Source organism: Paractinoplanes abujensis, assembly GCF_014204895.1.
Lineage (GTDB): Bacteria > Actinomycetota > Actinomycetes > Mycobacteriales > Micromonosporaceae > Actinoplanes > Actinoplanes abujensis.
Genome location: NZ_JACHMF010000001.1, coordinates 4,554,316 through 4,568,582 on the forward strand (window position 1 = coordinate 4,554,316; position 14,267 = coordinate 4,568,582).

The 14,267-nt window shown below is 71.4% G+C and carries 12 protein-coding genes; 8 read left to right on the forward strand and 4 right to left on the reverse strand.

Annotation, left to right across the window (positions count from 1 at the left end; all coding sequences use genetic code 11):
• Window positions 1–12: 12 nt before the first annotated feature.
• From BKA14_RS20495 to BKA14_RS20520, 6 genes are read left to right on the forward strand one after another with little or no spacing between them, the layout of a single operon-like run.
• Window positions 13–837, forward strand: a complete 825-nt coding sequence (locus tag BKA14_RS20495) for a sugar phosphate isomerase/epimerase family protein (RefSeq protein ID WP_184952527.1) — start codon at window positions 13–15, stop codon at window positions 835–837.
• Window positions 834–1,406 (forward strand): EboA domain-containing protein, encoded by a 573-nt coding sequence (locus BKA14_RS20500; protein ID WP_184952528.1) that lies wholly within the window; start codon window positions 834–836, stop codon window positions 1,404–1,406. Before BKA14_RS20495 ends, BKA14_RS20500 begins: the two co-directional genes overlap by 4 nt.
• Window positions 1,406–2,254 (forward strand): TatD family hydrolase, encoded by an 849-nt coding sequence (locus BKA14_RS20505; protein ID WP_184952529.1) that lies wholly within the window; start codon window positions 1,406–1,408, stop codon window positions 2,252–2,254. Before BKA14_RS20500 ends, BKA14_RS20505 begins: the two co-directional genes overlap by 1 nt.
• A complete protein-coding gene (gene eboE / locus BKA14_RS20510) occupies window positions 2,254–3,357 on the forward strand; it encodes a metabolite traffic protein EboE (protein ID WP_184952530.1) in 1,104 nt (367 codons plus the stop codon). The genes BKA14_RS20505 and eboE overlap by 1 nt, the downstream gene beginning before the upstream one ends.
• The gene (locus BKA14_RS20515) at window positions 3,354–4,712 is read left to right on the forward strand and encodes an alkaline phosphatase family protein (protein WP_184952531.1); all 1,359 of its coding nucleotides are present in this window, start codon (window positions 3,354–3,356) and stop codon (window positions 4,710–4,712) included. Before eboE ends, BKA14_RS20515 begins: the two co-directional genes overlap by 4 nt.
• The gene (locus BKA14_RS20520; protein ID WP_184952532.1) at window positions 4,709–5,779 is read left to right on the forward strand and encodes a polyprenyl synthetase family protein; all 1,071 of its coding nucleotides are present in this window, start codon (window positions 4,709–4,711) and stop codon (window positions 5,777–5,779) included. Before BKA14_RS20515 ends, BKA14_RS20520 begins: the two co-directional genes overlap by 4 nt.
• Window positions 5,780–5,821: 42 nt before the next feature.
• Here BKA14_RS20520 and BKA14_RS20525 read toward each other — a convergent pair whose 3' ends face one another.
• Complete coding sequence (locus BKA14_RS20525) at window positions 5,822–7,300, reverse strand: copper resistance CopC family protein (RefSeq protein ID WP_184952533.1); 1,479 nt, start codon at window positions 7,298–7,300, stop codon at window positions 5,822–5,824.
• A 124-nt stretch (window positions 7,301–7,424) separates the two neighbouring features.
• On the opposite strand from BKA14_RS20525, the gene BKA14_RS20530 reads away from it, so the two are divergent.
• Window positions 7,425–9,437 carry a phosphocholine-specific phospholipase C gene (locus BKA14_RS20530; RefSeq protein WP_184952534.1) on the forward strand — a complete coding sequence of 671 codons (2,013 nt, stop codon included), beginning with the start codon at window positions 7,425–7,427 and terminating at the stop codon, window positions 9,435–9,437.
• Here the strand turns inward: BKA14_RS20530 and BKA14_RS20535 are convergent.
• Window positions 9,406–10,197, reverse strand: coding sequence for a helix-turn-helix domain-containing protein (locus tag BKA14_RS20535; RefSeq protein WP_184952535.1), 792 nt, complete (start codon window positions 10,195–10,197; stop codon window positions 9,406–9,408). The two genes, BKA14_RS20530 and BKA14_RS20535, sit on opposite strands and share 32 nt — an antisense overlap.
• A 101-nt stretch (window positions 10,198–10,298) precedes the next feature.
• Here BKA14_RS20535 and BKA14_RS20540 point away from each other — a divergent pair, with 101 nt between their 5' ends.
• Window positions 10,299–11,006: an SDR family oxidoreductase gene (locus BKA14_RS20540; protein WP_184952536.1), complete on the forward strand. Its 708-nt coding sequence runs from the start codon at window positions 10,299–10,301 to the stop codon at window positions 11,004–11,006.
• Here the strand turns inward: BKA14_RS20540 and BKA14_RS20545 are convergent.
• Together BKA14_RS20545 and BKA14_RS20550 are read right to left on the reverse strand one after the other, a co-directional pair.
• Window positions 10,984–12,930 (reverse strand): Xaa-Pro dipeptidyl-peptidase, encoded by a 1,947-nt coding sequence (locus BKA14_RS20545; RefSeq protein WP_184952537.1) that lies wholly within the window; start codon window positions 12,928–12,930, stop codon window positions 10,984–10,986. The two genes, BKA14_RS20540 and BKA14_RS20545, sit on opposite strands and share 23 nt — an antisense overlap.
• A gap of 68 nt (window positions 12,931–12,998) precedes the next feature.
• Window positions 12,999–14,267, reverse strand: a complete 1,269-nt coding sequence (locus tag BKA14_RS20550; RefSeq protein WP_184952538.1) for a hypothetical protein — start codon at window positions 14,265–14,267, stop codon at window positions 12,999–13,001.

Consider the following 14,267-nt stretch of genomic DNA (forward strand, 5'->3'; position numbering starts at 1 on the left):
GGCGGTGCTCGGATGAAGTTCGGTTACGGGACCAACGGGTTCGGCAATCATCGGCTGCCGGAGGCGCTGCGGGTCATCGCCGAGCTCGGGTACGACGGGGTGGCGCTCACGCTCGACACCTATCATCTCGACCCGTTCGCGGCGGATCTGGCCGGGCGGACCAAGGCCGTCGGCGCCGAGTTGCAGCGGCTCGGGCTGTCGGTGGTCATCGAGACCGGGGCGCGCTATCTGCTCGACCCCTGGCGCAAGCATTCCCCCACGCTGATGGACGACGACCCGGCGTTGCGTCTCGAATACCTGCGCCAGGCGGTACGGGTGGGGGCCGGCCTGGGCGCGCAAGCCGTGTCGTTCTGGGCCGGGATCGGGAGCGCCGACCGCTGGAATCGGCTGGTTGACGGCACGGGTCAGATCGTGGAGTTCGCGGCCGGGCACGGGGTGACCCTGGGGTTCGAGCCGGAGCCGGGGATGCTCGTCAACGACATCGCGGACTGGCGGCGGCTGCACGAGGAGCTGGGGCGGCCCGCCAACTTCGGCATCACGCTCGACATCGGGCACTGCCGGTGCCTGGAACCGTGGCCGGTGGCCGAATGTGTGACCGCCGTGGCCGAGCATCTCGTCAACGTGCAGATCGACGACATGCGGCGCGGCACGCACGAACACCTCGAGTTCGGCACCGGTGAGATCGAGTTCCCGCCGGTGCTGGCGGCGCTCGAGGCCGCGTACGACGGGCTGGTCTCGGTCGAGTTGCCGCGACATTCGCATGCGGCGCCGACCGTCGCCGCGCAATCACTGGACTTCCTGCGCAACGCGCTCAAAGAGGCAGGAGACCACGGGTGACCACACTGGACGAACTGCGGAACGAACTGGCCGGCCACGAACGGCTGACCGAGGACCTGCGCCAGGTGGCCGACCGGCCCGAAGCCGTGGCGGGGCTGTTTCCCGCCGCGGGGCGGCGTTACGGGCGGGAACCGCTGACCGGCGGCTGGACGACCGACGAGGCGGCGCGGGCCCTGCTGCTGTCCGTCGCCCCGGCCGATCAGGTGCTGGAGACGTACCGCTACGGCGACACGGCGGAGAAACTGGCCGTGCTCAAGGCGTTGCCGCTGCTGCCGATCGGTGACAGCGCCGTCCCGCTGCTCGAGGACGCGTTGCGCACCAACGACACCCGGCTCGTGACGGCGGCCCTCGGCCCGTACGCGGATCGTCTCGCTCAGACGGCGTGGCGCCAGGCCGTCCTCAAGTGTGTGTTCATGGGCGTACCGCTCAAGGAGGTGCACCGGCTGCACGAGCGCGCCGACGCCGAGCTCGGGGCGATGCTGCGCGCCTTCGCCGATGAGCGCGCGGCCGCCGGCCGGGACATGCCGCCCGACGCGCTTGCCCTGCTCGACCAGATCAAGGAGGCCTGATGCGCATCTTCGACCCGCACATCCACATGACGTCGCGCACCACCGACGACTACGCGCGCATGGCCGAGGCGGGGGTGCTGGCCGTGGTCGAGCCCGCGTTCTGGCTCGGCCAGCCGCGCACCGGACCGGGCTCGTTCACGGACTACTTCGACTCGATCATCGGGTGGGAGCCGTTCCGGGCGAGCCAGTTCGGGATCCGGCACCACGCCACGATCGCGCTCAACCCCAAGGAGGCCAACGATCCGCGCTGCCGGCCGGTGCTCGACCTGCTGCCGCGCTACCTGGCCAAGGACGGCGTCGTGGCGGTGGGTGAGATCGGCTATGACTCGATGACGCCGGCCGAGGACGAGGCGTTCGCGGCCCAGCTGGCCCTGGCCCTCGACCACGACCTGCCCGCGCTCGTGCACACGCCGCACCGGGACAAGGCCCGCGGCACCCGGCGCAGCATCGACGTGATCAAGGAGTCCGGCATCGATCCCGGCCGGGTCGTGCTCGACCACCTCAACGAGGTGACGGTCGCGGCGGCCAAGGACGCCGGGGTGTGGGCCGGGTTCTCGATCTATCCGGACACGAAGATGTCACCGGACCGGATGGTGGCCATCCTGCAGGAGTACGGACCCGAGCGGGTGCTCGTCAACTCGGCCGCCGACTGGGGCAAGTCGGATCCGCTGCTGACGCTTCGCACCGGCGAGGCCATGCTCAAGGCGGGCTTCTCCGACGAGGAGGTCGACCGGGTGCTGTGGCAGAACCCCGTCGAGTTCTACTCCCAGTCAGGCCGGCTCGATCTGTCCGAGACATCGCAAGAAGCCACCTTCGCGGGCAACTCGATCCTGCGCGGAGGCAGCTGATGCACCTGAGCTACTGCACCAACGTGCACCCGGCGGAGGACCTGGCCGGCATCATCGAGCAACTCGACACGTACGCCCGGCCGATCCGGCAACGCCTCGGCACCGACAAGCTGGGCCTGGGCCTGTGGCTGGCGGCCCCCGCGGCGGCCGGGCTCGCGGCCAGTCCCGAGGAGCGGCGACGGCTGCGACGTGAGCTCGACGCGCGCGGCCTCGAGGTGGTCACCCTCAACGGCTTCCCGTACGAGGCGTTCCAGGCGCCGGTCGTCAAGCTCGGCGTCTACTACCCCGACTGGACCTCCCGCGAGCGGCTCGACTACACGCTCCAGCTGGCCCGCATCCTGGTCGACCTGATGCCGGACGAGACCCCGTACGGGTCGGTCTCGTCCTTGCCGATCGCCTGGCGCACACCCTGGGACGGCTCACGCGCGGCCGCCGCCTTCGCCCACCTGGACGAGCTGGCCCGCGGGCTGGCCCGGATCGAGGCGGAGACCGGCCGTACGGTGAAGGTGGGTTTCGAGCCCGAACCGGGGTGCCTGATCGAGAACACGACGCAGGCGGCCGCACTGCTGGCCGGAGTCGACACGCAGCGCCTGGGCGTGTGCCTCGACCTGGCCCACCTCGCGTGCGCGTGGGAGGAGCCGGCCGAGGCCCTGCAACGATTGCGCGCGGCCGGGGTGCCGGTCGTGAAGGTGCAGGTGTCGGCGGCGCTGCAGGCGGACACTCCGCGGGAGTCGGCGGACGTGCTGCGGGCGTACGTCGAACCGCGGTTCCTGCATCAGACGCGCGCCCGCAGCGGCGAGGCGACGGACGACCTGGACGCGGCCCTCGACCAGGACCTGCCGGGGCCGTGGCGGATCCACTACCACGTGCCGTTGCACGCGGAGCCCGTGGCGCCGCTGACGTCGACCGTTCCGGTGCTGCGGGCGGCCGTACGGGAACTGCTGGCGTCGTCCGACTGCGCGCACTACGACGTGGAGACGTACACCTGGGGGGTGCTGCCTCCCGGTCAGCGCCCCCGTGACGCGGCCGGACTGGCCGACGGCATCGCGGCGGAACTGGCCTTTGCCTCCGATCTCCTGACGATGGAAGAGGTGACCCGATGACCAAGCTGGTCGTGCTCGACGTGGTCGGGCTGACGCCGCGGCTGCTGGCCCACATGCCGAAGCTGCGGGCCGTGGCCGACCGCGGGTTCCAGGCACCGCTGGGCACCGTGCTGCCCGCGGTGACCTGTTCCGTGCAGTCCACGTTCCTCACCGGCGAGATGCCGTCGGGGCACGGCGTGGTCGGCAACGGCTGGTACTTCCGGGAACTGGGCGAAGTCTTCCTGTGGCGGCAGCACAACGCGCTCGTCGGCGGCGAGAAGATCTGGGACGCGGCCCGCAAGCAACGCCCCGAGTTCACGGTGGCCAACGTCTGCTGGTGGTACGCGATGGGCGCCCGGGTCGACTGGACCATCACGCCGCGGCCCATCTATCGGGCCGACGGACGCAAGGAACCGGACTGCTACACCTATCCGCCCGAACTGCACGACGAGCTGCCGCCGTTCCCGCTGTTCACGTATTGGGGGCCGGGGGCGGGCATGCCGTCCACGCAGTGGATCGTCAACGCGGCGCTGCATCTGCGCAAGACCCGCGACCCCGACCTGACGCTCGTCTACATCCCGCACCTCGACTACGACCTGCAACGGTTCGGGCCGTCGTCACCGCAGGCGGCGAAGGCCGCGGCCGCGCTGGACGACGTGCTGGCGCCGCTGCTGGCGTTGCCGGACACGACCGTGGTGGCGCTTTCCGAGTACGGGATCACCGACGTGAGCCGGCCCGTCGACATCAACCGGATGCTGCGCGCCGAGGGGTTGCTCGAGGTCTACACGCAGGACGGGATGGAGTATCTCGATCCCTGGGTGTCGCGGGCCTTCGCCGTGGCCGATCATCAGGTGGCGCACGTTTATGTGCGCGATGCGGCAGACGTCGCTGCGGTCGCGAAAATCTGCGCATCCTTGGACGGCGTCGCGGAGGTCCTGGACGATTCGGACAAATCGCGATTCGGGCTGGCACATGAACGCGCCGGTGACCTGGTGCTCGTGGCGGACCCCGATGCCTGGTTCACGTACTACTACTGGCTGGACGACGCGCGGGCGCCCGACTTCGCGCGGTCCGTCGAGATCCACCGCAAACCCGGCTACGACCCGGCCGAACTGTTCTTCGACCCGGCGAACCCCGGGGCGGCGAAACGGCGGGCGATCACGGCCGTCGCGCGCAAGAAGCTGGGCCTGCGGTACGTGATGAACCCGGTCGGGCTCGACGCGGGCGCGCGGGCGGTCCGCGGGTCGCACGGCCGGTTGCCTGCGTCGCCCGACGACGCGCCGGTGCTGCTGTGTTCGGACCCCTCCGCCGTACGGGAAAAGGTGTCCGCGACCGACGTGAAAGGGCTGCTGCTGGGCCTGGCGGGGCTGTCATGACGCTCGAGGCGACACGCGCGCCGGCCGGCGCCGAACTGCGGCAACGCTTCGACACGGCGCTCGCGGCCTTCATCGACCGGCAGGACCCGTCGTGGCCGGACGGCGCCCCGCGCGGCGCCCTGGACTCGTTGCGGCGCTTCATCCTGGCCGGGGGCAAACGGATCCGGCCCACGTTCTGCTACTGGGGGTGGCGCGGCGGCGGGGGCGACGACTGCGACGAGGTGGTCAACGCGGCCGCCGCGCTGGAACTGTTCCACGCGTTCGCGCTGATCCACGACGACATCATCGACGGCAGCGACCGCCGCCGCGGCCAGCCGTCGATGCACCGCTTCTTCGCCACCGTGCACGACCGGCACTCGTGGCGCGGCGACTCGCTGGCCTTCGGCCGCAACACGGCCCTGCTCTGCGGCGACCTGTGCGCCGCGTGGGCCGAGCAGATGTTCCACGAGTGCGGGCTGCCGCCGAAACAGATCCACCAGGGGTACGCGGCGTTCGCGCTGATGCGCACCGAGGTGATCGCCGGCCAGTACCTCGACCTCGTGTCGGGCGTGGGCGACGGGTCGGTGGCCAGCGCGCTGACCGTGATCCGGATGAAGGCGGCCCGCTACACGGTCACCCGTCCCCTGCAGATCGGGGCGTGGCTGGCCGGGGCGCCACGGGCCCTCTACTCGGCGTTCGTCGACTTCGGCGACCCGCTGGGCGACGCCTTCCAGCTGCGCGACGACGTGCTGGGCGTCTTCGGCGACCCGACCGTGACCGGCAAGTCCACGCTGGACGACCTGCGCGAGGGCAAGCCGACGGTGATGATGGCCCTGGCCCGCGACGCCGCCACCCGCCCCCAGGCGGCCCGCCTGGCCGTGCTCTTCGGCAACCCCGACCTGGACGCCGAGGGGGCCGAGGACCTGCGCACGATCATCGTGGAGACCGGAGCGCTGGAGCAGATCGAGCAGATGATCCGGGTCCGGGCCGAGGCCGCGCTGACGGCCCTGGCCGCGGCCCCGCTGCCGTCGTTCGTCCGCGAAGCCCTGCAGGACCAGGCCGGCGCGGCGGTGAACCGGGCCACCTGACTCAGACGCGCGGCGGCTGGTGGGCTACCTGCGCCGACGGGCTCAGCTCGGGTCGAGGGTGAACTCGGCCCGGTGCACCGTGCCGTCGACCTGGAACTCGAGGAACGCGCGGTAGCGGCCGGGGCCGGGCAGGGAGACGTTGAAACGGATCGCGCCGCCGGTCAGTTCGGGGTCGGGGTGGACGTGGACGTAGCCCAGGTCGCCCTCGCGCAGGACGACCAGGTGCCCGTACGACCCGAGGTAGCGCTCCAGCGTGACCGGGCCGGGGGACGAGCGCGCGACCCGGAACAGGACCGGGGTCGTGGCGCCCGGCTTGGCCGTGCCCTCCATCGACACCAGGAACGGCTTGGCCTCGACGATCGTCTGCGGCTCGGGCAGCTCGACCGCGCGGGTCTCGCCGGGCACATGGTGGTCGACGCCGAGTACGACGGGCACGGTCGCGCCGCCCGTGGTGGCCACCGTGAAGTCGGCGAAGATGCGGTAGGCGCCCGCCTCGGGCAGGGTCAGCGGCACCGACCACAGGCCGTCGGGCGCCATCGTGGGGTGCAGGTGCTGGAAGTCCCGTAGGCCGCGGCCCACGACGACCAGGTGCAGCGGCTTGTCGTGCACGACCGCGTAGCGGGTGGCCGGCTGCTGGTCGGCGCCGACGATCCGGAAGGCGTAGTCCACCGTGCTGCCCTTGACCTGCGACCGCCGTACGGGCTGGATCGTGTAACCCTGGTCGCTGACCGCGGTGCCCAGCGCCGCCACGCTGGCCGCGCTGCCGTCGTGCTGGTGCCCGGAGCCGGTCATGGCCACGGGCGCGGGGGCGGCGGCCGGCTCGGACGACGAGGACGTCCGGCCGAGCGCGTAACCCCCGATCAGCGCGACGACCACGCCACCCACGGCCAGCGGCGCGACGGGAACGCGGGTCAGGCGGGGCAGCGGCGATCCGCGCCGGCGCCACACGATCACTGCGCCCGCGACGAGGGCCAGCCCGGCCGCCCCGCCCAGCCACGCGAACCAGTTGACACCGCCGTCGCCGTCGCCGCCCGGCACCGGTGCGGCCGCGCTGCCGGGCGGCGCGGATGTCGTCGGTCCGGTGTACTTGAACGTGACCGTCCCGTGCACGAGGTCGCCGTCCGACGCCGTGGACCGGTAGTCCACCTTGTACTCCCCCGTGGCCGGCAAGTGCGAGATGCGCACCCGGGCCGGGAAGCCGGTCTTGTACTCGCGCGGCTCGAACTGACCGTTCTCCATGAAGTACTCGGTCACCGGCTTGTCCAGCGGCCGTGGCGAGGCGTGCTCCCACCCGTCGTCGACCCGGCCGCCATCGGGCGCGGTGACGGCGAAGGACGCATCATCGCGCACCTTCTCGGTGAAGTAGAGCTCGACGCTGCCCAGCGGCGCGGTGACCGTCGCCCCGTTCACCGGGTTGGACATCGCCAGCGTGCCGTGGGCCGAGGCGGGCGCCGCGGGAAGCCCGAACACGAGAGCCAGCAGGACACCGAGCGCGAGCAGACCGCGTACGAGGGAACGCATCCCTCCATCCTCGAAGAACCGTCACTTTAGTCAATACATTCAAATCTTTTTATTCGCGAGCGGAAAGGAAAAGATCGATCCACGTTAATGACACGGCCACCCGGCGGGGCTACCTTCGGGCCCCATGGCTGAGTTCGATCGCCGCACGTTCCTGCAGATGCTCGGTGTCCCGGCGGTCGCCTCGGCGACGCCCGCGAGCCTCGACAAGGCCCTCGCCATCCCGGCGGCCCACCGCACCGGGAGCATCGAGGACGTCGAACACGTGATCATCCTGATGCAGGAGAACCGTTCGTTCGACCACTACTTCGGCGCCCTGCGGGGTGTCCGTGGCTTCGCCGACCCCCATCCCGTACGGCTCCCGTCCGGGCGCAGCGTCTGGCACCAGCCGCACGGCACAGGGGAACTGCTGCCGTTCCGCCCAGAGGTGCCGGACGTCGGCGACATGTTCCTGCCCGACCCGCCGCACGGCTGGAACGACACGCACGACGCCTTCAACGGTGGCCGTTACGACCGGTGGGTGCCCAACAAGGGCGTGCAGACCATGACCCACCACGTCCGGGCCGACCTGCCGTACGCGTACGCCCTGGCCGACGCGTTCACGATCTGCGACAACTACTTCTGCTCACTGCTCGGCTCGACCGACCCCAACCGCTACCACATGTGGACGGGCTGGGCCGGCAACGACGGCCGGGGCGGCGGCCCGGTGGTCGACAACGCCGAGGCCGGCTACGACTGGTCGACCTACCCCGAGAAGCTCGAGCAGGCCGGCGTCTCGTGGCGCATCTACCAGGACATCGGTGTGGGGCTGACCGCGGCCGGGTCGTGGGGCTGGACCAACGACCCGTTCATCGGCAACTACGGCGACAACTCGCTGCTCTACTTCCACCAGTACCAAAATGCGCAGCCCGGGACCCCGCTCGCGGACAGGGCCAAGACCGGCACCGAGATCAACAAGCTCGGCCGCGACCCGGAGCAGCTGCTCACCGACTTCCGGGCCGACGTCGAGAACGACCGGCTGCCCGCGGTCAGCTGGATCGTGGCACCCGAGGCCTACACCGAGCACCCGAACTGGGGCCCGCACTACGGCGAGTGGTACGTCTCGCGCGTCATCGACATCCTGGCCGGCAACCCGCGGGTGTGGGGCAAGATGGCGCTGTTCCTCACGTACGACGAGGAGGGCGGCTTCTTCGACCACCTCGTGCCGCCCACCCCCGACCCGGCCCGTTCGACGGTGCCGACCACCAACGAGATCTTCCCCGGCAGCAGCAACCACCCCAGCGGCCCGTACGGCTTCGGGGTGCGCGTGCCGATGATCGTGGTGTCGCCGTGGACGCGGGGCGGCTGGGTCAACTCGCAACTGTTCGACCACACGTCACTGATCCGCTTCCTGGAACGCCGGTTCGGTCCTGAAGAAACGAACATCACGCCGTGGCGCCGGGCCGTCGCAGGCGACCTGACCAGCGCGTTCGATTTCAGGACGCCGAACCGGCGCCGCGTCGGACTGCCCACTACCGCCGCCTTCAAACCGGCTGCGCTGACCCGGCAGCCCGACGAGGTGCCGGTGCCCCCGGCCGGCCCGGCGCTGCCGGAACAGGAACGGGGCGTACGGCCGGCCCGGGCCCTCCCGTACGACCTGCACGCCGACGGCAAGGCGTCAGCCACCGGGTTCACCGTCGACTTCCGCAACACCGGGCGCGCCGCCGCGGTCTTCCAGGTGCACTCGGCGGACGCGGCGCACGAACCCCGCACGTACACGGTCGAACCGGGCAAGCATCTCACCGGCATGTGGCCCACCACGGCCTCGTACGACCTGGAGGTGCGCGGCCCCAACGGCTTCTACCGCCACTTCGCGGGCAAGGCCGGGCGGCCCTCGGTGGAGGTGCGTGGCGCGGGCACCGGCCTCGACATCGTCAACCACGGCGGGGCGCGGGCGCTGGTCAAGGTGACCAACCGTTACACGCGTAAGGAGACGACCGTGTCGGTGCGACCGGGCGCGACCCACCAGCACCGGACCCCGACGGTGCACGGCTGGTACGACCTGACCGTCAGCTGCACGGGCCTCGAGCGCCGCTACGCGGGGCACCTGGAGAACGGCCAGGAAAGCATCAGCGACCCGGCGATGGGAGGTCTGGCCTGATCAGGGCCAGCTTGTCACCGTCGGGGGTGCCCGGTTCGGCCGAGTGGATCAGCAGCCGCTGCCCGCTCGCGTCGCCCACCTCGAGCACCTCGTAGTCGAGCGTCAGCCGGCCCACGTCCGGGTGGTGCAGGACCTTGCTCCCCGTACGGCAGTAGGACACCTCGGCCCGGGCCCAGAGCTCACGGAACTCCTGACTGTGCACGGACAGCTCGCCCACCAGTTGTTGCAGCTCGGCGTCGTCGGGATAGACCCCGGCCGCCGAGCGCAAGGCGGCGACGCTCTCGGCCCGCACCGCGGCCGGGGCCGGTTTGCGGAAGACGTCACGGACGAGGTTGCGCCCCGCCCGCAGATCCGGGTCGAGCAGCACCGCGAGCTCGTTGGCGCGCAGCACGGTCAGCGTGCGGTCGAGCAGCACGACCGGCCACGGCGACCGGTCGACCAGCCGCGCCACCGAGGGCCGGATCTCGGGCACTCCCGTGGCGGCCGGGACGGCCACGGCGGCCAGCCGCTGCAGATGCGCGGTGGCGTCACCGTCCAGCTGCAGCGCCCGCGCCAGCGCGGCCACCACCTCGGGTGACGGGTTGCGGTCGCGGCCCTGCTCGAGGCGCACGTAGTAGTCGACGCTGATGCCCGCGAGCAGGGCCAGCTCCTCCCGCCGCAGCCCGCGCACGTGCCGCCGGCCGCCCGCCACCAGCCCGGCCGCGGCCGGGCCGATCAGCGCCCGCCGCGCCCGCAGGAACTCCCCCAGGTCACCAGCCATCCCCCCACCGTAGGCCGGAACCCGTACGAAAAACTGGCCCGGTGACCCCCAGGATTGCCCGGGCCTGGGGAAAGGCGCCCGGCGGGCCCAGCCTGAAGGGCATGGAACTGAAGAACCGACACGCCCTGGTCACGGGCGCCTCCTCCGGAATCGGCGCCGCCACCGTGCTGGCCCTGCACGAAGCGGGAGCCGTGGTCGCGGCCGGGGCCCGCCGCACCGACCGGCTCGGCGGCGACCTGAATCTGACGCTCGACGTCACCGACGAGTCCTCGATCCGGGCCGCCGTGGCCGCCGCCGTCGCCGAGTTCGGCCGGCTCGACCTGCTCGTCAACGCGGCCGGCATCATGCCGCTGGGCCCGGTGCTGGGCGCCGACGTCACCACCTGGCGGCAGTGCCTCGACACCAACCTGCTGGGGATGATGCTGGTGACCCACGCCGCCCTCCCCCACCTGGTCGAGGCGGGTGCGGCCGACATCGTCACCGTCTCGTCGATCGGCGGCCGCGAGACCTACCCGGGCGCGGCCGCCTACCACGCGAGCAAATTCGGCCTGTACGGCTTCTCGGAATCGCTGCGCAAGGAACTGACCGGCGACGGCGTGCGGGTCAGCGTGGTCGAGCCCGGCTACACCGAGACCGAGCTGTTCGGCAGCATCGGCGACGCCGGTCTGCAGGCCGGCATCGAGGGCGTGCTGGCCGGCCAGCGCAACCTCGACCCCGCCGACGTGGCGGCGGCCGTGCTGCACATCGTCAGCCGGCCGCCGCACGTCGTCGTCAACAACCTCCAGATCAGGCCGTCGGTGCAGGCCTGACCTCGCCCGGCAGCAGCGGCTGGAACCGCGGCGGCGCCACCCGCTTCGGGCTCGCATCACCCGCGGGCACCGCCGGCGCCGTCGCACCCGGCACGGGCAGCTTGCCCACCAGCGGCAACGACAGCGAACTGCCGCGCAGGTCGAGGCGCACGGTCGCGCCCGTCGACTGCGGGGTCGAATACTCGTTGTCGCCGGCCTGCAGGATCAGGCCGAGCACGTGCCCGGCGGCGATCCGCTGATCGGTCGGCTGCAACGGCACGGTCACGGAATACCAGCGGCCGGGCTGCAACGGCGTCACGAACCGCAGCGACACGCGGTGCGCGGCGTCTTGCCAGCCCCGCGTGATCACGGCGTGGTCGCTGGTCACCACGTCCTCGGCGGTGTCGCGGTAACAGGCGTCGTCGAAGGGCGCCGACGCACCCCAGCACGACTCCGTGGCCAGCGTCGTGATGCCCTCACCGCGGCCCTCGTAGTTGACCCGGGTCGCGGTGCCGTAGTCGACGAGCCGGGCCGTCAGCTCGGTCGTCGGCTTGTCCACCTGCACCTTGAGGGTCACCGTGGGCGTGCCCGAGATCCGTACGGGCTGGGTCAGCGGCGCCGAGAGGAACGCCACCCGGCCCGGCACGGCGGCGTTCGGGCTCGCCACGGCGGCCGCCTCGCTCAGCTCCGGGTTGTCGGTCCACGTACGGGAACCGCCGTTGACCTTGCCGCCGAGCGTGCCGGTGACGCCGTCGCCGTTGCCCAGGGCCACCTTCGCCGGCTTGGCGGCGGGGGCGGGCCAGCTCCGCTCGTTCACCCAGGTGCCCGGCGCGGTCTCGATCGTCACCGCCGGCTCGCGGTCGATGCCGTTGCGCAGCCCCTGCAACCAGCGGTCGAACCACCGGTGCAACGTGTCCACCCATTCCGCGCGGCGGATGTCGAACGGGTCGACGTGCCCCTGCTGGGCCAGCCACATCTTCTTGGGCCCGTTCAGCCGCTCCCACCACCGCGCGAACTGGGTGGTGGTCACGTTGGTGTCGTTGAGGCCGTGCGCGATGAGCACGCTCGCGTGCACCCTGCGGGCGTCGGGCCGGAAATCCCGCTCGGCCCAGTACGCGTTGTAGTTGCCCGTCGCGTCGTCGCTGCCCTCGTCGAGCTCCTTGACCACGGTGTCGCAGACCCCCGCGGGCCGCCCGTTCACCACCCGGTGCAGATACTCCGGGTAGTCCTCCACCCGCAGCACACCGTTGTAGCGCTGGTAGTCGTACCAGCTGGAGATGGCCGAGATCGGCACGATCGTCTCCAGCCCCTCGACGCCCGTCGCGGCCACCCCGTTGGCCACCGAGCCGTCCCACGACTTGCCGATCATGCCCGTCCTGCCGTTGGTCCACCGCGTCGCCACCGCCGGCGAGCCATCGGCGTACGTGGCCTTGGCCCTGCCGTTGAGCCAATCCACCACGGCTTTGGCGCTGAGCACTTCCTCCCGGCCACCCACATCCATGCACCCGGTCGACCGGTTGGTGCCGGCGATGTCGGCCGCCACGAACGCGTACCCGCGCGGCACGAAGAAGTTGTCGTAGAACAGCGGCTGCTTGGTGATCACGCCGTTGGCGTCGTACTGCTTGAGCTCACTCTCGTTGCCGCGCCCACAACACGAGTAGTACGGCGAGGCCTCCAGAATGACCGGCACCTTGACCGCAGCCCGCGGCCGCGTGATGTCGACGGCCACCTTGTCAGGCACACCGTCCCGATCGTTGTCGAGAGTGGTCTGCACCCACACACTCTCCCGGACAGCATCCTCGTAGGAGTAGACGGGCACAGTCTCCCCGCCCCGGACATGCGCTGGAGTCCCGCTCGCCGCGGCCGGCATCGCGGCGACGGCCAAGCCGGCCCCGACCCCCGCGACCACGGCTGTGGCCAGCCATCGCTTTCGTAGCCCTGACATCGACGCATCGTATTACGTCGATGCCCCTGGGGTCAGGGCTCCGCCGGGGCCGGCTTCCGGATGCCGGTTCAGTCCATGCCGGCACCGGTCTCGACATCAACCTCGACCGCGGACGTGGGGCTGCCGCCGATCATGGCCGTAGCCGCGGCTACGTCCAGGTCCGGAGCCGGTCCGGGAACTCCCCCGGTGACGAGCACCCCGGTTCGGGTCCCGTCCGGCAGCACGATCCACGTGCCGTCAACCTTGGCGTTACGGACCCGGCCGGAGGCGCGGAAGAGCCCCGAAGGTTTCCGCACCACCGGGATCTTGAAGCTGGTGGACCGGCTCTTGAAAGTAACCTTGCCGGTCGCCGAGGTCGCGCTGAAATCACCGGTCATCACGTTGCCGTTGCGCCCGGCAAGATTCAGGCGACCGTTCGATGCGGTGCCGTGGTACCAGGCTTCGACCTTCTTGCCGTCGCAGAAGTACGCCATCGCCTTGCCGTCGCGCATCGCCAGGTAGAGCGTGCCGGCGCCGCCCGGAAGGTGAGCGGCCATCGTGGCTCGCAGAGCACGCGCGGTGGTGGCGGTGGGCCCCGGGCTGGGGATGACGCTCGGGCCCGGAGCGGATGACAGCGACGTCGCGCGTTGAGCGCCGGACCCGGCCTCGGCTCTGCTGCGGTCCTTGCCGCGGGCTGCTGTCAACCCACCGACGACCAGAACGCTCAGCAGGATCGCCATCGCGATGACCGGCTTCACGACAGCAGAACGGCGCGTCTCCGAAGGCGGTGGTGCGCTCAGTTCCGCGTCACGTTCAACAGTCGAGGGCACGGCGGCCCGCTCGACAACCAGCGGCTGCTCCGCAATCGGCTTCTCCCGCGGCAGCCCCACGGCCGGCTTCTCCCGCGGCAGCCCCACGGCCGGCTTCTCCCGCGGCGGCCCCGCGGCTGCCTTCTCCCATGGCGGCACGCTCAGCCGGGACGCAATCTCCGTGGCCGTCGGGCGCGCGGCCGGGTCCACCGCCCAGCAGTCCCACAACTCGGTTTCGAGATGCGGAAAAAGCTCAGCAAGGACGGTGCCGAGGCTGTAGACATCGGCGGCCGAGGTCGCCGGCGTCTCGCCTCCGACCTCGGGTGCCGAATAGGCGGTGCGCTCCTCACCCGACGTCCCGAAGCCGGTCAGTCGCACCACCGGCGGGTCGCTGTCGCGAACGACCACGATGGTGTCGGGAGTCAGAGCGAGGTGCGTCACGCCCGCCTCGTGGGCCGCCGCCAGCGCCGCCGCGGCCTGAGCGCCGGCGAGGCGGGCCTGAGCGGCCGACCAGCCGGTCGCGCACGTGCGTAGAGAGTCGTCCGACAT

What these genes read in the sequence shown, in the direction of transcription:
- BKA14_RS20495 (WP_184952527.1), top strand. Translation starts at nt 13, where the DNA reads ATGAAGTTCGGTTACGGGACCAACGGGTTCGGCAATCATCGGCTGCCG.
- BKA14_RS20505 (WP_184952529.1), top strand. Translation starts at nt 1,406, where the DNA reads ATGCGCATCTTCGACCCGCACATCCACATGACGTCGCGCACCACCGAC.
- eboE (WP_184952530.1), top strand. Translation starts at nt 2,254, where the DNA reads ATGCACCTGAGCTACTGCACCAACGTGCACCCGGCGGAGGACCTGGCC.
- BKA14_RS20515 (WP_184952531.1), top strand. Translation starts at nt 3,354, where the DNA reads ATGACCAAGCTGGTCGTGCTCGACGTGGTCGGGCTGACGCCGCGGCTG.
- BKA14_RS20520 (WP_184952532.1), top strand. Translation starts at nt 4,709, where the DNA reads ATGACGCTCGAGGCGACACGCGCGCCGGCCGGCGCCGAACTGCGGCAA.
- BKA14_RS20525 (WP_184952533.1), bottom strand. Translation starts at nt 7,300, where the DNA reads ATGCGTTCCCTCGTACGCGGTCTGCTCGCGCTCGGTGTCCTGCTGGCT.
- BKA14_RS20530 (WP_184952534.1), top strand. Translation starts at nt 7,425, where the DNA reads ATGGCTGAGTTCGATCGCCGCACGTTCCTGCAGATGCTCGGTGTCCCG.
- BKA14_RS20535 (WP_184952535.1), bottom strand. Translation starts at nt 10,197, where the DNA reads ATGGCTGGTGACCTGGGGGAGTTCCTGCGGGCGCGGCGGGCGCTGATC.
- BKA14_RS20540 (WP_184952536.1), top strand. Translation starts at nt 10,299, where the DNA reads ATGGAACTGAAGAACCGACACGCCCTGGTCACGGGCGCCTCCTCCGGA.
- BKA14_RS20545 (WP_184952537.1), bottom strand. Translation starts at nt 12,930, where the DNA reads ATGTCAGGGCTACGAAAGCGATGGCTGGCCACAGCCGTGGTCGCGGGG.
- BKA14_RS20550 (WP_184952538.1), bottom strand. Translation starts at nt 14,267, where the DNA reads ATGTCGGACGACTCTCTACGCACGTGCGCGACCGGCTGGTCGGCCGCT.